16 protein-coding genes are annotated in these 20,026 nt (G+C 45.7%); all 16 read left to right on the forward strand.

Going from position 1 to position 20,026, the window contains the following annotated elements:
* Positions 1–34: 34 nt before the first annotated feature.
* The 16 genes from ACHOLT_RS04515 to eno all read left to right on the forward strand — a co-directional run bounded on the left by ACHOLT_RS04515 (position 35) and on the right by eno (position 20,003).
* Positions 35–1,798, forward strand: a complete 1,764-nt coding sequence (locus ACHOLT_RS04515; protein WP_425806066.1) for a B12-binding domain-containing radical SAM protein — start codon at positions 35–37, stop codon at positions 1,796–1,798.
* Positions 1,799–1,800: 2 nt separating this feature from the next.
* Positions 1,801–2,991, forward strand: coding sequence for an ABC transporter substrate-binding protein (locus ACHOLT_RS04520; protein WP_425806068.1), 1,191 nt, complete (start codon positions 1,801–1,803; stop codon positions 2,989–2,991).
* A 563-nt stretch (positions 2,992–3,554) separates the two neighbouring features.
* Positions 3,555–4,448, forward strand: coding sequence for an RNase adapter RapZ (rapZ, locus tag ACHOLT_RS04525; protein ID WP_425806069.1), 894 nt, complete (start codon positions 3,555–3,557; stop codon positions 4,446–4,448).
* On the forward strand, positions 4,445–5,821 hold the full coding sequence (locus tag ACHOLT_RS04530) for a gluconeogenesis factor YvcK family protein (protein WP_425806071.1): 1,377 nt from the start codon (positions 4,445–4,447) through the stop codon (positions 5,819–5,821). Before rapZ ends, ACHOLT_RS04530 begins: the two co-directional genes overlap by 4 nt.
* Before the next feature lie 15 nt (positions 5,822–5,836).
* Positions 5,837–6,772 (forward strand): DNA-binding protein WhiA, encoded by a 936-nt coding sequence (gene whiA / locus ACHOLT_RS04535; RefSeq protein ID WP_425806072.1) that lies wholly within the window; start codon positions 5,837–5,839, stop codon positions 6,770–6,772.
* 35 nt (positions 6,773–6,807) lie between these two features.
* Entirely contained in the window at positions 6,808–8,208 is a 1,401-nt protein-coding gene (gene rpoN / locus ACHOLT_RS04540; protein WP_425806073.1) for an RNA polymerase factor sigma-54, read from the forward strand.
* A 103-nt stretch (positions 8,209–8,311) separates the two neighbouring features.
* On the forward strand, positions 8,312–9,937 hold the full coding sequence (glpA, locus tag ACHOLT_RS04545) for an anaerobic glycerol-3-phosphate dehydrogenase subunit GlpA (RefSeq protein ID WP_425806074.1): 1,626 nt from the start codon (positions 8,312–8,314) through the stop codon (positions 9,935–9,937).
* Between the two features lie 48 nt (positions 9,938–9,985).
* Positions 9,986–10,927: an FAD-binding protein gene (locus ACHOLT_RS04550; RefSeq protein WP_425806076.1), complete on the forward strand. Its 942-nt coding sequence runs from the start codon at positions 9,986–9,988 to the stop codon at positions 10,925–10,927.
* A gap of 50 nt (positions 10,928–10,977) precedes the next feature.
* The gene (locus ACHOLT_RS04555) at positions 10,978–11,184 is read left to right on the forward strand and encodes a hypothetical protein (RefSeq protein WP_425806077.1); all 207 of its coding nucleotides are present in this window, start codon (positions 10,978–10,980) and stop codon (positions 11,182–11,184) included.
* 31 nt (positions 11,185–11,215) lie between these two features.
* Positions 11,216–12,502, forward strand: coding sequence for an anaerobic glycerol-3-phosphate dehydrogenase subunit C (locus ACHOLT_RS04560; protein ID WP_425806079.1), 1,287 nt, complete (start codon positions 11,216–11,218; stop codon positions 12,500–12,502).
* Positions 12,503–12,602: 100 nt separating this feature from the next.
* Entirely contained in the window at positions 12,603–13,250 is a 648-nt protein-coding gene (locus ACHOLT_RS04565; RefSeq protein ID WP_425806080.1) for a phosphate signaling complex PhoU family protein, read from the forward strand.
* Between the two features lie 2 nt (positions 13,251–13,252).
* Complete coding sequence (locus ACHOLT_RS04570) at positions 13,253–14,890, forward strand: Na/Pi cotransporter family protein (RefSeq protein ID WP_425806082.1); 1,638 nt, start codon at positions 13,253–13,255, stop codon at positions 14,888–14,890.
* A 164-nt stretch (positions 14,891–15,054) separates the two neighbouring features.
* Entirely contained in the window at positions 15,055–16,239 is a 1,185-nt protein-coding gene (locus ACHOLT_RS04575) for a phosphoglycerate kinase (protein ID WP_425806084.1), read from the forward strand.
* 11 nt (positions 16,240–16,250) lie between these two features.
* On the forward strand, positions 16,251–17,027 hold the full coding sequence (gene tpiA, locus ACHOLT_RS04580; protein WP_425806086.1) for a triose-phosphate isomerase: 777 nt from the start codon (positions 16,251–16,253) through the stop codon (positions 17,025–17,027).
* A gap of 59 nt (positions 17,028–17,086) precedes the next feature.
* Entirely contained in the window at positions 17,087–18,604 is a 1,518-nt protein-coding gene (gene gpmI / locus ACHOLT_RS04585; RefSeq protein WP_425807885.1) for a 2,3-bisphosphoglycerate-independent phosphoglycerate mutase, read from the forward strand.
* A 121-nt stretch (positions 18,605–18,725) separates the two neighbouring features.
* On the forward strand, positions 18,726–20,003 hold the full coding sequence (eno, locus tag ACHOLT_RS04590; RefSeq protein ID WP_425806088.1) for a phosphopyruvate hydratase: 1,278 nt from the start codon (positions 18,726–18,728) through the stop codon (positions 20,001–20,003).
* The last annotated feature ends 23 nt before the right edge of the window (positions 20,004–20,026 follow it).

Here is a 20,026-nt window from a genome sequence, read left to right on the forward strand (position 1 = left end):
AAAGGATATACTTATTAAGAAAGGGGTCGATTTTTTGCATATCCTTTTAGCTTGTCTCAATGCAAAATTTGTGCATACTAATTTGGCCCTGCGTTACTTGCGGGATGCTGTTCGGCTTGAATTCCCGAAAACTGAACTTCGTGAGTTTACCATAAACGAACGCGTAGAACGGATTGCGGCAGAAATATTTGAAGCCAAGGCAGAGGTCGTTGGCTTTTCCTGTTATATTTGGAACCTTACTGAAACTTTAGCGGTCATACGGCAGCTTCGTCCCGTTTGCCCGGATAGCCGATTTGTCCTGGGGGGGCCTGAGGTTTCATATGATGCTGGGGTGTTCCTGAGTAAGCATCAAGAGGTGGATGCCGTAGTTTATGGCGAGGGTGAAAGAACGTTTTTAGAACTGCTTCAGACCTGGCGGGAGAAACAAAAGCCTGAAAATGTTTTAGGCCTTGCTTGGCGGGATTTTACTGCGGAAGGGATGAAGATTCGATTAAATCCTCCCCGCCCACTGCTTGCGATGTCTGATCTCCCAATCCCCTATCAAGTTAAGGAGGACTTTCATGGGCGATTGGCTTACGTCGAGACGACAAGAGGGTGTCCCTTTAATTGTCAGTATTGTCTCTCTTCGACGATTAAAGGGGTTCGTTACTTAGAGCCAGAAAGGTTCCGCATTATTTTTAAACGCCTTTTAGAAGATGGTGCACGCACGATCAAATTTGTCGATCGCACCTTCAATGTGCAAAAGAGACATGCGTTTCAGATTCTCGATATTGTAAGAGAGGAGGCAGAAAAATACCCTCCGGAGGAGGGGATTAGGGCTCACTGTGAGATTGCTGGAGAACTTCTCGACCAGGAATGGGTGAATTATCTCAAGGATTATCCTGCGGGATTGCTTCAATTCGAAGTCGGTGTTCAATCCACGTATCGGCCAACGTTAAAAATTATCGATCGGATGCAGCATTTTGAACAATGGAAAGGCTATATTCAAGAATTAAAATGCTGGGGGACATTGCCGCTCCATCTTGATCTCATTGCCGGCTTACCTGAAGAAGATTGGGAAAATTTTCGGATGTCGTTTAATGAGGTTTATGCTGTTCAGCCCGATATGCTTCAACTTGGCTTTCTGAAAGTATTAAAAGGTTCGGGCTTAAGGGAAAAAAGTCAGGAATACGGACTTGTTTATTCTCCAGACCCGCCGTATACAATTCTCCAAACTCGTGCGATGAGTCACGACGAGCTGCTTAAACTTCACCGTCTGGAGGATGTTCTCGATCGGTATTACAATTCAGGGAAGTTTCAGACAGTTCTTCCCATAGCGCTTTCACTCTTTGCTTCACCGTTTGACTTCTACCATGAACTGGCGGAGTTTTGGCAAAGGCGGGGATGGTTTAAGCAAAGCTGGTCCGGTAAAGCACTCTTCGATAAGCTGTGGGAGTTCCTTGAATCCTGTTTAATCCAGAGTAAGCAACGAACGCAGACCATAAATGACCTTCGGAAATCTCTAAGGGATCGGCTGCGTTTCGATTATTATCGATGGGAACGGCCAGGGGGGATTCCAAAGCTTCTGCAGATTCCTGAGGAGGAACTTCCTGAAGATTACGCAGCGGATAAGGTTAAAATTCAGTTTGACGAGCGCTGGCAAGAAAAAATTCCTGAACGAAGAAATATGGATCGGCGTCAGTGGGCACGGGCAACGGCTGTAGAGTATTTTTTAAATAAAGGATGGGTTTTATTTTTCTATAAAAATGGACGAGCAGAAGCTTATCCTTTGCTTGATGATAATTTCGAAGGAGTATAATTATGAGACAAGGCTCTTCTTCACGGATGCGGCTTGGGTTAACCGTACTTATATGTATTTTATTTTTAAGCTTTTCGGTGGGCTGCAGCCGGGCCCCACAGCAAGGAACACCGGGTGGCGTTGCACCTGCAGTGATTGAGATATGGCATACGCTGCAAGGCAGTGAGGCAGACAGCCTGAATAAGCAAATTCAGCATATTATGGATCAGCACCCTGAGGTATTAATCCGGACAAAGTCGATTCCAGAAGCTCAATTTGCAGGCTTAATATATCAAGCTGAGGCTGGCGGAGAAGGCCCCGAAATTTTTATTGCTCCCCAGGATATTTTAACGAAGCTTTATACGCAGGGCGCATTAGCACCCGTTGCAGGGAATGCGGAAGTATTTCCGGGATTAGTCGCACCGTTTCATTACGGGGATAAAACTTATGCTCAGCCTTGGCTTACAGATTCTCCGCTTCTTTTTTACCGCAAAGACCTGGTTCAGCCTCTGGGAAGTTTGACCGATTGGCTCAATTCCAAGGGAACTATGGTTTTGCCGGAGTTAAACAGCCGGACTTTAAGTACGTGGTGGAGCGGCCAAGGCGGAAAGCTTGTCAGCAGTGGCCGGCCGGTTTTAGATGATCCGGCGAATCTTCAGTTTCTGCAGCAGCTTCAAACATGGCGCGATAATAAAATGATAACGGTTGACCCCAATGCGCTTATCCCATTTGCAAGCGGTCAGGCAGTATATACCATTGCCCTTGCAAGTCAGGCCCCGGCTATGACTCAGGCCAATATTCCTTGGGGGAGCATCCCCTTGTTCAATGTTCTTGGAGGCCAAGGCCAAGGATTGCCGGGAGTGACTCTGGGAATAGCGAATTCTTCGATCAAAACAACAACCGCACTGCAGCCTTCAATTAAGATAGTTGAGGAAGCGCTTTTAAGTTCAGAGGTTGAAGGGGCTTTTGCTCAGAACGGAACTCGTTTCCCGGCGAGCACAGCTTATTATTCAACAGCTGATGGTCAAAAAGGTTTAGCTCCGCAAGTTGCCCAAGCTTTAGCTAAGGTTTGGCCTTTAACCGGGGATTCTTTAGAACGCAAGCTGCTCCCTTTACAGGATGCAGCCTGGCAGAGTGCCTGGGGAGGAACAGCCCCCCAAGATGCGCTGACTCAGGCACAGACCGAGGCTGTAAAGGTAAGTACGGCGAAGTAGTACTGAGTCTTTAGCCTTTAGTAATGCGGAAAAGACACTACAACTTCGGACTGACGTTAGGATGGATGTTTCAACAGACGCTCGGTCATACTCGGACGTATGGTTGAAGAGAAGTGAAGTGTAGAGCTTACTTGCTCCTAAGAGTTTCTCGAGCAAAAGTCCCAAGAAACCACCCAAGGATTTTGATTTACAAGAGGGAACGGCTTCTAAGCGAGCGGCTACCAGACTTCGCGAAAGCACGCAGCGGAGATGGGTTGGAAACAGGACGTTTTCAAATGGCCAGTTGAGGCAAGGATGCCGAATTGGCCATGCGATGACACATGGACGTGTCAAGTGTCGCATGTGCCATGGATGGCAAAACATGCGACCCCCATCGTAGCGGAGTACTTGAGCGCTAGTCTGGTCCGCGCAGCTTATTGAGTGACCGATGTAAAGCAAAATCCTGGAGATTAAGGCTGCTTTATAGAAACTCAACAAGAGCACTATGTCTCAATTGATAAGTAATACACGAGTGCCTGTATCAATAGGATTTATAGACAATAATCTTTAAGGAGGTGGATAAGATGGACCGAAAACCCATGCGGTTACTTGTGATTACGGGCTTGTCCGGAGCAGGAAAAACTCAGGCCCTTCAGAGCCTTGAAGATCAAGGGTATTTCTGCATAGATAACTTGCCTCCCACATTTATAGTCAAATTTGTTGAGCTGTGTGCCCAATCTCAAGGCAAGGTATCTAAAGCGGCTATTGTTTGCGACTTAAGAGGCGGAGAATTTTTTACGTCGTTAACTGAAGCACTGAGAGACCTGGAGGGAGAAGGATTTCATTATGAAATGCTTTTTCTCGAGGCCTCGGATGAGACTTTAGTCAGACGTTATAAAGAGTCCCGCCGCCGGCATCCAATGTCACCCCAGGGCCGGCTGCTTGAGGGGATTTATGAGGAACGGAAGCAGCTTGAAGAGTTGCGGGGTCAAGCTCACAATATTATCGATACTTCAAATATGCTTTCTCAGCAGCTCCGGCGAAAGATTATCGAACTCTATGGAGAAGAGCAGGGACTGGGACAGCTTGCAGTTTCTGTTATTTCTTTTGGATTTAAATATGGTGTTCCTCTTGATGCGGATCTGGTTATTGACGTCCGTTTTCTGCCAAACCCGTTTTATGTTGAGGATCTTCGTCCTTTAACAGGTGAACATCTTCTCGTTCAAAAATATATTTTTGATAACCCGGTTGCTCAAGAGTTCATGAAGAGGTATCTGAATTTATTGGAATATATACTTCCTTACTATGTTAAAGAAGGAAAAAGTCATTTGGTTATTGGCATCGGCTGCACGGGTGGGCAACATCGATCAGTAGCAATCGCAGAAAGGGTCGGTTCCTTTTTGAAGGAGCAGCATTTTACGGCAAGTGTAAAACACCGTGATGCATCGCGCAACCGAAAAGGTGAGAAGTCACAATGAAAAAGAAAGCAAGCGGATTCCCACCAAACAATATGAAATGGCTTTATCCGAATCTCGGTGTGAAACGATGGTTCCTTTTAGCCACAATAGGGATATTTTTATTCGCTGCTGGTTTTTCTGTCATGAATTATGGGGTTGCTTTAGGCTATATTGAGCTGCAATTCCGGGAGACTATTTACCATTTAACAGGAAGCGCTCCACAAACTGCTGTACCTGTGGGAATCATTATCAGTGTGCTCGGGGTTATTGCAATTATTGTGGGCTTCAAACGTATGCTGAATTCAATTATCTCAGTGCTGTTGCCTGATGATGAGGAGCCGAAAATAGTTGATGTAATGTATACACGCCAACACCTTCGGCGCGGACCCAAGATCGTTGTGATAGGCGGAGGAACGGGTCTCTCTGCCCTACTCAGGGGTCTAAAGGAATATACCAATAATTTAACAGCCATCGTTACGGTTGCTGATGACGGCGGAAGTTCAGGAAAGCTGCGCCATGAGATGGGGATCTTACCCCCGGGAGATATCCGCAACTGTCTTGTCGCTCTAGCTGACACGGAAAATATCATGGAGAATCTCTTTTCCTATCGGTTTGAGACGGGAACCTTAAAGGGACATAGCCTGGGGAATTTACTGATCGCCGGTTTATCGGATACTTTTGGCGATTTCCAAAAAGGAATTGAATCTGTAGGTAAGGTTTTTTCCCTGAGGGGTAATGTTTATCCTTCAACGTTAGAACAAGTCGTTCTCGCGGCAGAGCTTACGGATGGAACGGTGATTAAGGGTGAAACAGCGGCACGGAATGCAAAAGGACGAATTAAAAGAGTGTTTTTGGAGCCGAGCGAGTGCCATCCAATATCAAAGGCTTTGAATGCCCTTGAAGAGGCGGATTTAGTTGTGCTTGGACCTGGGAGCCTTTATACGAGCGTACTCCCTAATCTTTTGGTCAAAGGACTCAGTGATAAGATTAGAGAAGTTAAAGCTCCGTGCGTCTATGTTTGTAATATTATGACAGAGCCGGGGGAGACTGATGATTATCAGGTATCCGATCACTTACAGGCAATTATCGATCATTGCGGTACCGGGTTTGTTGATGTGGTTTTGGCCAATAGTCAAAGGGTTCCGCAAGAGCTTCTTGAACGTTATGCTGATGAGGGGTCTTTCCCTGTAGTCGGCGAAGCCCGAAGCGTGGAATGGTTAGGTGCTAAATATGTAGAGCGGGATCTGCTGCAAGCGGAGGGTACGATTCGGCATGATTCTGAGCGTCTGGCTCGGGAGTTAATTCGTTTGCTTTTCCGCTTAAAGCCTATGGGAGAGCGGATTGCACTCGTTGATTCTTACCTTTTGAATCAGAAGTTAAGAGAAAAGCCATAGAAAGGGCTGAGGTCCGTGTCGTTTAGTGCGGTGACAAAAGAGGAATTAGCTCGGATTGAAGCGCCGAAGGAATGTTGTAATTTAGCAGAACTTGCAGTGTTAGTACGCATGGATGGGACACTGCAAATTTCGAATCAAAAATATGCCTTAAATGTAGTGACGGAGAGTGCTCCGGTTGCACGAAAAATTTATCGTTTAGCCAAAACCGTTTTAAATTTACCCGTAGATATCGTTGTAAGGCGTAAGCTGCGGTTAAAAAAAAATAATTCCTACCTGGTTAAAATTTATCCCAAAGGGACTTCGGATTTACAAAAGCTTGGTTTATTTGATGAAAAGGGTGAAATCCTTCCAGGAATTTCGGAAAAATTGATTAAACACCGATGTGATCAAAAAGCGTATTTACGAGGGGCTTTTTTAGCGGGAGGATCCATTAATAACCCTGAAGGCACATATCATCTTGAGATCATCACGAATGATGAGCATCATGCGGAAGGATTATGTAAACTCTTAAACCGGTTCCATCTTGGAGCAAAAGTAAGCATCCGCAAAAATTGGCATGTTGTCTATATTAAAGAGAGTGAACATATTGTTGAGTTTCTCGGTTTGATCGGAGCCCATCATGCTCTGTTGGAATTTGAGAATGTCCGTGTGTTTAAAGATATGCGGAATCAAGTGAATCGCTTAGTGAACTGTGAAACGGCAAATTTAAATAAAACTGTCGATGCTGCAGTACGCCAAGTTGAAAATATCAAACGCATTGCAAGTACCATCGGCCTTCAAGCGTTGCCAGACCCCATACGAGAAATTGCTGAGCTCCGGCTGGATTTTCCGGATGCAAGTCTTAAGGAATTAGGAGAAATGCTGCATCCCAAGGTCGGAAAATCCGGTGTAAACCACAGAATGAGAAAAATAGATGAACTTGCAGAAAAAATCCAGGAACAAAACAGCTGAACAGGATCATGGAGCATTTTCGGGGAGGGAATAGTTTGCGGATTGGTTATGGTCTTAGACTAGAACAAACTCAAAAGTTAATTATGACTCCGGAACTTCGTCAAGCAATTACGATTTTGCAGCTCTCAGCACTTGAGCTATCAACCTTTGTGGACCAGCAGCTGTTGGAAAACCCCTTGCTGGAAGTTGTTGAGGACAGTGCGGCCGGCTCAAACGCTGAAAAAGAAAATGAATCGGGACAATCTGAGCAACGAACTGACTCAGACAGTACCTGGGACATGGACTGGGAGGAATATTTTCAGAGACAAGAAGAACGGATAACTCGTGAATATGAACCGGATCCTTCGCAAAAAAATCGGTTGGAGCCTTTTGTGGCTATGGCCCCCACGCTGCAGGAATACTTACTGGAACAGCTTCATGTTCAAAAACTAACCGTTCCGGTAAAGTATATGGAATATATTATTGGTAATCTTGATAACAATGGATATTTGGAACTTACGCTCGAATCCATTGCAAAGGAACTAAAGATTTCCATCGAAATGGCGGAAAAATCACTTAATATTGTCCAGGGACTTGATCCATTAGGGGTAGGGGCGCGAAGCTTAGAAGAATGCTTAAGGCTTCAGCTTCCATTGATACCAAAGGCGCCTGCCAAAATGTCAGAATTTCTTAAACATCTTGAGGATTTAGCCGCAGGACGCATACAACGGATTGCTGCGCAGATGCAAATAACAACGGCAGAGGTCCAAAAACTAGCAGACTGGGTGCGTCAGCTTGATCCTAAACCGGGAAGGCGTTTTTCAGAATCAGGAGAAATTCGCTATATTGTGCCTGATGTAGTTATTGAGGAGATAGCAGGCGAATTTATTATTTTGGTTAACGATATTACCGTGCCGCGTCTGGGCATCAATCAGGCATACCGCAAAGCCTTAAGTCAGAGCGGGGAAGATGAAACACGGAAGTTTGTTGAGCAAAGACTGAATTCCGCCGCCTGGTTAATCCGAAGTATTGAACAACGGCGAACGACACTCTATAAAGTAGCCAATGCAATTGTCAAGCGGCAAGCAGAATTCTTGCGTAAGGGCGTGCGCTATTTACATCCTTTAAATCTTAAGGATATTGCCGAAGAAGTGGGTGTCCATGAATCGACAGTGAGCCGGGCCACGGCGAATAAATATGTGCAAACACCGCGGGGAATTTTTGAATTTAAGTTTTTCTTTGCTTCAGGAATTAAAAATGAACAGGGCGTTACCACAGAAGGTATTAAACAAGTCTTAAAGGATTTAATTGCAGGAGAAAGTTCTAAAGCTCCGTTTTCCGATCAAAAACTTTCAGAGTTGCTGAAGGAGAAGGGGATGGAGATTTCGCGACGTACCGTTGCGAAATACCGGGATGAATTAGGAATTCCATCAACGGCGCTGCGGAAACGCTATTAAAGGACTTATCAAGTGAATTAAGAAGCCATTGAAGGAAGTGTTCGCACGAGCGGTTCTTTCAGTGGCTTTAAATCTATGATCAATAGGTTTGGAGGAGAACGGGATGTTAGCGTATTCCACTGAGGTAATTATCATCGGCGGCGGGGCGACAGGGGTTGGGATTCTTCGTGATCTCAGTATGCGGGGGATCTCGGCCATCCTTTTTGAGCAAGGCGATTTGGCACATGGGACAAGCTCTCGTTTCCATGGGTTGCTGCACAGTGGAGCACGCTATGTCGTAAAGGATCCTGTTTCAGCCGAGGAATGTATTCAGGAAAATCGGATTCTAAAGAAAATAGCGTCAAATTGTATAGAGGATACCGGGGGATGGTTTGTTCAAACCAAGGATGATGATCCGGATTTTGTTCAGAGATGGTTAGAGGGATGCCGTGCGTCAGGAATTCCGGTTAAGGAAATATCCGCTGAGGAGGCACGTATAGAAGAACCGCTTTTAAATCAGGAAACAGTGCGCGTTTTTGAAGTTCCTGATGCAGCAGTGGACGGGTTCAAGCTTGTCTGGGCTAATGCTCGCTCAGCACAGCATTATGGGGGCCAATATAAAACGTATCACCGAGTAACCCAAATCCTCCGGGAAGAGGATCGAATTACAGGAGTACGGGGGATCAATACTTTAAATGGAGAGGAATTTATTGCACAAGCTCAGGTTGTGGTCAACGCGGCAGGGGCTTGGGCTTCTCCTATTGCTCATTCCGCAGGTATTTCACTTGAAGTGATCTGCGATAAAGGGACACTTCTGGCTTTTAATCATCGTCTGTTTAAACGCGTGATCAATCGGCTTAGAATACCAGGAGATGCAGATATCTTTGTTCCCCATGAGACCATAACGATCTTAGGGACAACTTCAGAAATTGTGGATTCGCCTCTGGAAAACCAACCGAATAAAGAGGAAGTTGAGAGACTGATGAAACTTGGGGCGCAGCTTCTTCCCGGCATAAATCAGCAGAGAGTCATTCGGGCGTTCTCCGGCGTTAGACCTCTGCATCGTGAAGATAGTGATGTTCCAGGATCAGAAGAAGCAGGACGTGAGGTTAGTCGAACGTTTGCCCTCATTGACCATGAAGAACAGGATGGAATCCAAGGCTTTGTCAGTATCGTCGGTGGAAAATTTACAACGTATCGCTTGATGGCAGAAAAGGTTTCAGACTGGGTTGCGGAAAAGTTGGGGAATTCAGTTCCTTGTCGGACTGATCAAGAAAGCATCGTTCCCAAGACCACAGAAGCGCTTCGAGATCGGGCCTATCGTCTTCTGCCGCTTGGCGCAGCGGATAAAATGGTCGAGCGTCTTGGGGAACAAGCGGAGCAAGTCCTTGATCAAATCGAGTGTGACCCGAAGAAGGGTCAAATGCTTTGTGAGTGTGAAATGGTAAGCGCAGCCGAGATTGAGAATGCGGTTAAGGATTCGGATGACTATAATCTGTCCGATATTCGGCGGAAAACACGCTTGGGAATGGGGACTTGTCAAGGAGCCTTTTGTACCTATCGAGCCTTGCCTTTTATAGGGCAAGAGAAAAAATACGGCGTGTTGGATCACCAGTTAATCCAGTTTCTGGACCAACGTTGGAAGGGGATTCGACCGATTTTATGGGGACAGCAGCTGCGAGAGACAGAGTTGGCCCGTGCCATATACTCTGGAGTCTTAAGGCTTAATGGCGAGAAGAAGCAAGTTTAGAATAAAGCATAAAAGCAGTAAGAGATGTTGACACAGGAGGCATGGAATATGTGGGATGGGATTGTAATCGGCGGCGGGTTCGCAGGTCTGATCGCAGGAATACGAGCCTCTGAGCGAGGAAAAAGGATATTGATGATTGCAGAAGGAACGGGGAGTCTATCCTCAAGTTCAGGAGTGTTTGATATAGGTCCAATACCGTCCCTTGCTCGCTTGGAGAAACATCCCTATTCCTATTTAGAGCCGCAGAATATTCAAGCGGCGGTTGAATATTTTCGATCGTTATTGCCTGAATATGAGAAGTGTGAAGGGGAATCTTCTCTAGTTCTTACTCCGCTTGGTTCCTGCAGAACTGCGGATCTTATGCCAATGGGGCTGAAGGCCGAAGCTTTAATTCAAAGCAAAGAAATTGTGCTTATGGCACCTGAGGGTATGAAGGACTTTTTTTCAAGGGTAGTTAAGGAAAATTTAGAAAAGGAATTCCCCCAGAGCAGAGTTGAGATCTATCCTTTTCAGGTATCTGCCTTCGCTCCCTGGCAACAGGTCGGCAAAGCGGTAAATGGGCTGGAATTTGCTCGCTTTTGGCGGACGGAAGAAGGAATAGAAACCCTGCAAAAACTGCTTGAAGCGTTAGTTCGGTATATAAGGAATCAGAAAGAAGCCGCTGTCGTTTTTCCAGGGCTTTCGCGTGTTTTTAATAAGCCATTGCAAAAGCTTTTAGCGCATTTTCCTTGCCCTATTATTGAAATGACGGATATCCCGCCGACTTTTGGAGGAGAGATTCTTTATGATGCTCTGAAAAGGAAGTTTAAAGAATTTGGCGGGGAGATTATCTTGGGAAGCGGTGTTCGGAAGGTGGATATCCAAGGGAAAAACTGTTTCCAGGTTTGGGTTAAGAGCAAAGGAAGCGATTCAAACTTTCAAGCGAAAGAATTAGTTCTAGCGACCGGGGGATCTTCGGAGGGGGGATCGAAGCGACTCCGGATGGAGTAAAGGAAAAAGTCCTTGGACTTCCGCTTTTTGTTCCCGAAGACTGGACAGGGATGCATTTTTTAGGAGAACAACCCTATTCCCGTCTCGGGGTAGAGGTTAATTCTGAGCTGCAGCCGGTTGATCCCCAAAGCGGGGAGATTCTATTTGATAATGTTCGTGTGGTAGGACGACTAATTGCGCATTGGGATCCTTGGGTTGAGTACTGCGGCGCAGGGGTTTCCCTAGCAACCGGCTGGTTGGCAGGAGAGATACTGTAATTGAGGAAAGTTGTTGAAAGGGTCGATTTAAATGAACATAGAACAGGAAAGAATGTTGACGCTTGATGATTGTATAAAGTGCAGTGCCTGTTCAGCACAGTGCCCGGTTGCGGCGGTTTATCCTTCCTTCCCAGGACCTAAAAGTGTGGGACCGGATATGGAGCGTTTACGGCTGGAGGGCGTTCGCCTGGATTCGAAGGTTTTGGCCTATTGCTCGAATTGTAAAACCTGTGAGGTGACGTGTCCTTCAGGAGTAAAAATTACAGCGATGATTCAAGGAGCACGCAAGGATTCTCTTAAAAAGAAAAATTCCTCAGCATTAAAACAAGTGAGACACTCAAAATTTTACGTTCAACACAGGGTAAGGGATGCTCTGCTGGGGCATGCTGAATATCTAGGAAGAGCGGGTACAATTTTGCCGAAGATGACGAATAGATTATTGGGAATTGGCCTCATGCGAGGATTTATGGAAAAGTCGCTTGGCATTAGTCGGTACGCGTCTATCCCGAAGTATCAGGCCCGTTTTAAGATAAAAGAATCAGGGAATGTTTCGCCGGCTGACTCCGATTTTAATCCTGAACAAAGTGTTGTTTATTTCCCAGGCTGCTTTGTCAATTATAATGATGCTCAGACGGGATATGCTATCACTAAAGTCCTTGAGCATCAAGGTTATACGGTGATTGTTCCGCCGTTTCATTGCTGCGGTGTTCCGTTGACAGCCAACGGTCATTTTACGGCTGCAGAGGAAAAGGCCAAGAGGAATCTTGCATTGATGGAGCCGTATTTAAAAGCGGGGATACCGATTATTACGTCCTGTACAAGCTGCGGCTTAACCTTAAAGGAGGATTATCCTTCAGTTAAAGGTCCGGGAGCAGAAAGAATTGGCGAGCAAAGCTATGATTTTTTTGAGTTCCTATGGAAATTAAATGAACAGGGAAAGCTGAAAAAAGACTTTAGAACAATTTCGGAGTCGTTAGGCTATCATGCTCCGTGCCATTTGAAGGCTCAGGGAATTGGTACTCCAGCCGTTCGTATCTTAAGATTGATCCCTGGAATTCAGATTGCCGACTTGGATGCAGGGTGCTGCGGGCTTTCCGGAAGCTATGGTTTTAAAGCGGAAAAGTACAATTTGGCTCAAAAAATCGGGAGCAACTTATTTCGCTCTGCGCGCGAGGGAGTGGTTCAAAAAAGATTTCAAAGCATTATTTCCGAATGCAGCGGGTGTAGAGAACAGATCGAACATGGCTCGGGGGTCAAGGCAGAACATCCTGTATGGACATTGGTAAAGGCCTACGGTTTAATTAGGATGGATAATTAGTTTTAAAGAGATATTGATGTTTCTTTTTATCATAGGATAAAATATAAGGAATATTATGATATAGTCTAATCCCAAAAGTGAGCGAGAGGAGGCGGGCAGGATGGCGGTTTTGCGTACATCAGGATATGATCGGGTACTTTTAGAGATTCATACAATGGTGGTAAACCTCGCAGGATCTGTGCAGGATATTTTGAGCAAGGCTATAGTAACGCTGGAAAGACCGGAACAGCAGGAAGACTGGAGGACTTTGGATCAGGCGATTGATCAGGCTAGAAGCCAAATTCTAGACCGGATTATTGATATTATGAGCCTTCAACAGCTGCGGACTCAAGAGCTGCGGTTTATGCTGGGTCATCAACGGATGGCTCAGGGGTTGGAACGAATTGCCGATTATTCATGCGATATTGCAGAATTAAGCCGCTTACGGTCAGATGCCGGCTGGCCTCCGGAAATCCTGCAGATGTCCGGCTGCTTGCTGAGTATGTTTGAGCATGTACTTATTGGATTAAAAGGCGAACAGGAAATGCAGGTTGATCTTGACGAAGAGGATGATCAACTGGATCGTAATTATGCTTCACTCCAGAAGGAACTGATGGACAAAGGACCAAGCAAGAGCATCAGCGTCGAATTGGGTCTTGCTTTAGTGATGGCTAGGACATTGGAACGGTTAGGTGATCACATCGTTAATGTCGGAGAGATGCAAGTTTACATAAAGACAGGTCATCGCCGCCTTAGTGGACAGGGGTGAGGATGATCGCAAGTTTAACACCGATTCTTGTGTTTTTAGGCGGCCTTGGTTTATTTATGTATGGGGTCCAAACGACTTCAGAAGCACTCCAAAAGTTTGCAGCTAACCAACTTAAGCAGGTTTTACATACACTGACGAAGCGGGATGTTTATGCTGTTCTCTCCGGGGTGATGATGACCGTTGCTTTCCAAAGCAGCGCGGCAACTACTGTCTTGGTGGTCGAGTTTGTCAATGCTGGGATGATGAGTTTGGGGCAATCTTTAGGGATGGTTTTGGGTTCTGCAGTGGGAACCTCAATTACTATCCAACTGATTGCGTTTAAGTTTATAGACATTGCTTTAGGGGCGATTTTTCTAGGCTTTACTTTGTCTATCTTCGGGAAGAAGAAGTGGAAACACCTTGGTCAGGCCCTCGTCGGTTTTGGCTTGATTTTTGTGGGTATGGCGTATATGTCAAATGCGTCGGCCCCTCTGAAGGATATTCCGGAAATCTATGTCTTTTTAGCTCGCCTAGGGGCGGAACCCATCCTTGCTGTTATTGTTGGTTTAGCTCTTACCACAGCCCTTCAAAGCAGTACCGCGGTTTTTGCGATTATGATGTCTTTAGCGAGCCAGCATGTTATAGGGCTGCCCGCAGTTATTCCCTTAGTTTTGGGAGCGCATATCGGGGGTACGATAACAACCTTGCTTTCGAGTTTTACGGCAGAACGGATGGATGCTAAACGTACCGCAATTGCCAATACAGGGTATAAAGTCATTGCCGCTGTTTTAATCTATCCCTTCCTGAGTCAATTTGCTCAGCTTGTCCAATGGTCAACCGGGGATTTGGCTCGGCAGGTTGCTAATGCCCATCTCTTTTTTGCACTATTCATGGTTGTTTTGTTTTTCCCCTTTAATAACTGGATTGCTAAGGGATTGGAATCTATTTTACCGGATCGTTCAACACCAAAGACTTCTTTCAAATTCCACTTTATTGATGAAGCCTCCATCGAGTTTCCGCCTGTAGCCCTCCGGCAGTCTTGGCAGGAGACTTATGCCCTGGCTGCTTTAATTGAGGAGCAAATGCTTTCCAAGGTTCTGATGATTCTCAAAGAAGGGGAAACCTCGGGTTACGAGGAAGTCCGGGATTCGGAAGTCCAGGTAGATTGGTATTTCCGCCATATCATGCGGTTTCTGTCCAGCCTGTCTCAGAAAGGGCTGACAGAGGAGCAAGAGGATGAAGGGATTAATATGCAGTTCATCCTCAAAGAATTAGAACATATCGGAGATACTTTTATTGGAATTATTCAGATATTAGAAAAGCTCGAAAGGGAAAATCTTAAACTATCAAAGGAAGAGTGGGGCAATTTTCAGGAGCTTTATGAACAGGTAGCCACGCATTATCGAATCATGCTCCAGGCTCTCCAGGCGTGGGATATCCAGAGCGCGGGAGCGGTTATCCGAGAACGGCCTGAGGTGATCCGTTTGCAGCGGTCTCTCCAGTTCCAGACGTTAGCTCAATCCGGAAGCAGCAGACTTTTAGAAAATGGGAGCCGGGAAGAGGAAAAACTGCGCTATGCCGTATTAGATATGCTTGATTTGATTTTTAGCATTGAAGACCATGCCATCAATATCTCCCAAGTCATCTTGGGTATTGTTTAACCCACTCTTTTTTATTGATTTTGGCAGGAATCCTCCGCAAAAAGGAGAATAAAGAAGGGTTGCCGAATTTCATGTGTAGGAAATCCAATCTGAGGGATAATAGGCAAGAGTAAACAAACGCTTCCAGGAAATATTAAGCTAATAGTAAGAAAGGGGAGTCGTTTATGAATAAACAGAGTGTCAAAGATGTAAAGGTAAAAGGAAAACGTGTTCTCGTACGAGTTGACTTTAATGTTCCTATCGATGAGAACCGGCAAATCACCGATGATACTCGCATCCGCGCCGCTTTGCCGACCCTGCGTTATCTTATTGAGGAGGGGGCAAAACTCATCTTAGTATCCCATTTTGGGCGGCCGAAAGGTCAAGTCAATCCTAAATATTCGCTTGCACCTGTTGCCTCTCGGCTCAGTGAGCTGCTTGGACAAGACGTACCTATGGCTCCAGATTGTATAGGCCCTGAAGTCACGAAAAAAGTCATGAGCCTAGAGAATGGGCAGGCTGTTCTTCTTGAAAATGTTCGTTTTCATGCTGAAGAAGAAAAAAATGATCCTGAATTTGCAAAGCAACTGGCTTCCTTAGCTGAACTCTATGTCAATGATGCTTTTGGAACGGCTCACCGAGCTCACGCTTCAACCGAAGGGGTAGCTCATTATATTCCTGCTGTAGCCGGTTTCCTTATGCAGAAGGAAGTTGAGGTCATGGGCAAGGCATTAGAAAATCCGGCTCGCCCGTTTGTCGCCATTATCGGAGGGGCAAAGGTCAGTGATAAAATCGGGGTGATTGAAAACCTCTTAAATAAAGTCAATGTTTTGATCATTGGCGGAGGAATGGCTAATACTTTTCTTAAAGCACAAGGATATTCCGTCGGCAAGTCTTTAGTTGAGGAAGATAAAGTCGCCCTCGCTGCCGAACTTTTAGCGAAAGCAAAAAGCTCGGGCGTGGAAATTGCTCTCCCGCAGGATGTGGTTGTCGCTAAAGAATTCAAAGCAGAGGCTGAACATCGAACCGTTTCTGTAAATGAAATCAAGGAAGAAGAAATGGCTTTAGATATCGGCCCAGCGAGTGCTGAGATCTTCGCCAAACATATTGCAGGTGCCCGGACGATTGTCTGGAACGGTCCAATGGGTGTCTTTGAAATGAAGAGCTTTGCCAAGGGAACGGAAAAGGTAGCCCAAGCTGTTGCCGCAAGCGCTGGAACAACGATCGTGGGCGGCGGAGATTCTGTTGCCGCCGTAGAAAAAATGGGAGTTGCAGAGCGTCTGACGCATATCTCAACAGGGGGCGGAGCTTCCCTGGAATTCTTAGAGGGAAAAGTTCTTCCTGGTGTAGCTGCATTAAATAATAGATAGGAGTCTGAACTATGTCTAAACGCCATCCGATTATTGCAGGAAATTGGAAGATGAACAAAATCGTTCGTGAAGCACAAGATTATGCGATTAAATTACTCGGCCGAATCGGGAATGTCACAGATGTTGATGTTGTTGTCTGTGCCCCGTTTACCGCTTTAAGCACTTTAAAGGATGAGCTGGAAGAAAGCATTATTCATATCGGAGCGCAAGATCTTTTCTGGGTCGCATCGGGTGCATTTACAGGGGAGATTTCTGCGGAAATGCTGGTTGATATTGCCTGTACCTATGTGATTATCGGACACTCGGAACGCCGCGAGATCCTTAAGGAGACGGATGAAGATATCGCTAAAAAGATAAAGGCTGCCTTAAAGGCCGGGCTGACGCCGATCCTTTGTGTCGGAGAAAACCTTGCTCAAAGAGAAGAAGGGCGGGCTTTGGCCATAGTACGAGGACAGGTGCAAAAAGATTTAGCCGATTTGCCGTCTGAAGATTTAAAACGGGTTGTTATCGCTTACGAACCGCTTTGGGCTATTGGTACAGGTAAAACCTCTTCCAGTCAAGATGCTCAGGATATGTGTGAGGCCATCCGCACGACTTTAGCCGGTATTGCCGGAACAGTTGCCGATGAGGTGAATATCCTTTATGGTGGAAGCGTTAAGGCCGATAATATCGCGGAGCTAATGGTTCAGCCGGATATCGATGGTGCCTTAGTCGGCGGGGCAAGCCTTGATGCAGACGGATTTGCTCAATTGATCGAAAATGCGTTAGCTTCTCTGAAGGAAGCTTAGGGCCGAAAGAGAGGTAAAAAGAGTTGAATGAAGAACATGCAAAAACACCTCTTCTTTTAATGATACTGGATGGTTGGGGTTATAGTCTATCAGAAAAAGGCAATGCGATTGCCCATGCTCATAAGCCGAATTTTGACCGCCTTTGGGAAACTTACCCGCATACTTTGTTAGGCGCTTCCGGGGAGGCAGTCGGTTTACCGGCGGGACAAATGGGAAATTCAGAAGTCGGGCATTTAAATATTGGGGCAGGCAGAGTCGTTTATCAGGAATTGACCCGGATATTTAAGGCGATCAAGAACGGTGAGTTTCAAAAGAATTCGGTGCTCAAGCAGGCGATGGACCGTGTAAAAAGCGGACCTGGGGCCTTGCACCTAATAGGGTTGGTATCGAACGGGGGTGTTCACTCGCACATTGAACATCTTTTTGCGCTGCTTGAAATGGCAAAGACACTTGGCGTACAAAACGTCTATGTTCATGCCGTGCTCGATGGGCGCGATGTCTTGCCGCAGAGCGCTAAAGAGTATTTGAGCTCTTTGCAGGAAAAAATGGACGACCTCAAAATAGGTAAAATTGCAACAGTCACAGGCCGGTATTATCTTATGGATAGAGACAAGCGCTGGGAACGGGTGGAAAAGGCTTATAAGGCACTTGTTCAGGGAGAAGGCATTAAAGCTCCCAATCCGTTTGCTGCTGTTGAACAGTCCTACGATATGCGTGTTAACGATGAATTTGTGGTACCGACTGTGATTATTGATAAAGACGGGCAGCCTTTAGGAAAGATTCAAGAGGGAGACAGCGTTATCTTCTTTAATTTCCGTTCGGATCGTGCGCGTCAAATATCCCATGCCTTAGTGGATAAAGAGTTTACAGGTTTCGAACGTCAAGAGAAGCCGAACATTCATTATGTCTGCTTAACGGAGTATGACGCAACACTGAATGTCCCTGTAGCTTTTCCGCCTCAGAATCTTGAGAATACCTTAGGTGAACTCTTAGCCCAAAATCAAATCAAACAGCTGCGAATTGCTGAGACAGAGAAATATGCTCATGTTACCTTCTTTTTTAATGGCGGTGTGGAGGATCCGTGCCCTGGAGAAGACCGTTGTCTAATCTCTTCACCTAAAGTTGCAACGTATAATCTTAAACCGGAAATGAGTGCTCCGGAAGTAACTCAGGAACTTCTGCAGCGGATTCAGTCGGATGCTTATAAGGTCATTATTTTAAATTTTGCCAACACAGATATGGTCGGTCATACGGGTGAATTTGAAGCGACGGTTACGGCGATTGAAGCGGTCGATCAAGGGATAGGCCAAATTATTCCTGCGATTCTGGAGCGTAAGGGAGCTGTGATCATCACTGCCGATCATGGTAATGCTGAGTCCGAGATTGATCTGTCAACGGGCAAACCGCTTACCGCGCATACAACAAATCCGGTCCCTTTTATTCTCGTTGATGATGCTTTGAAGGGGAGTAAGCTGCGTGAGGGCGGAGCGCTCTGCGATGTTGCGCCTACCTTGCTGGAACTATTAAAAATTCCTAAGCCTTCTGAAATGACCGGAAAAAGCTTATTGGAGGATTGATGCTTTTTCGGGTATTCGGTTTATTCTCAATTGGTTTATCTTTAAAAAAGTTCTATAATTAAATAGATAATTTAAATTTGACATTCCTAAAAAATGTTAAGAAGAATAAGGAGGTTCATAAATGTCATTAATTGATGAAGTCTATGCACGTGAGATCCTGGATTCTCGAGGAAATCCAACCGTCGAGGTAGAAGTTACCCTAGAGGATGGCTCGATGGGCCGAGCTGCGGTCCCTTCAGGCGCATCGACAGGAGCTTTTGAAGCTGTTGAACTGCGTGATGGAGATAAAACGCGCTATTTAGGCAAAGGCGTTTTAGATGCCGTTGAAAACGTTAACGCAGAAATCGCTCCGGAAATTGAAGGCTTAGATCCCTTTGATCAACCTGGACTTGACCGCGAACTAATCGCGCTGGATGGAACAGAGAATAAAGGAAAGCTGGGCGCGAATGCCATTTTAGGTGTTTCCTTAGCATCAGCTAAGGCAGCAGCTGAATTTATTGGTTTACCGCTTTACCAATATCTCGGCGGTGTTAATGCGAAACAATTGCCTGTTCCGATGATGAATATTTTGAATGGCGGTAAACATGCTGATAATAATGTTGATATTCAAGAGTTTATGATTATGCCTGTAGGAGCAAAAAGCTTCAGAGAAGCACTCCGGATGGGAACAGAGGTTTATCACAGCCTTAAAGCCGTACTTAAAGAAAAATCCCTAGCAACTGCTATCGGTGATGAGGGCGGTTTCGCACCTAGCCTTGAATCCAATGCGGACGCTTTGCTGGCTATCGTTGATGCAATTCAGCGTGCAGGCTATGTGCCGGGCGATGATGTTGCTTTAGCTTTAGATGTCGCGGCGACAGAGTTGTATAAAGACGGTGTTTATGTCCTTGAAGGTGAAGGCCTGAAAAAAACCTCTGAAGAAATGATTGAGTATTATGAAGGCTTAATTGAAAAATATCCGATCGTTTCGATTGAGGACGGACTTGCTGAAGAGGACTGGGAAGGCTGGAAGAAGCTGACCGAACGCCTCGGCAGCAAGATTCAGCTTGTCGGTGATGATTTGTTTGTAACCAATCCGGCACGTTTAGCTAAAGGAATTAAGGAAAAATGCGCGAACTCTATTTTGATTAAGCTCAACCAAATCGGAACGTTGACAGAAACGCTGGATGCCATCGAAATGGCAAAACGCGCAGGTTATACGGCTGTTATTTCTCACCGTTCAGGTGAAACCGAAGATGTGACTATGGCTCATGTTGCTGTTGCAACAAATGCTGGTCAAATCAAAACGGGAGCCCCTGCTCGTACCGAGCGCGTTGCCAAGTATAATGAACTTCTGCGGATTGAAGAGGAGTTGGGTGAATCTGCAATTTACCCGGGAAAAGACGCTTTGGCTCGCTAAATCAATTCATAAGCATTGCAAGG

Source organism: Desulfitobacterium nosdiversum, assembly GCF_049860565.1.
Taxonomy (GTDB): domain Bacteria; phylum Bacillota; class Desulfitobacteriia; order Desulfitobacteriales; family Desulfitobacteriaceae; genus Desulfitobacterium_A; species Desulfitobacterium_A nosdiversum.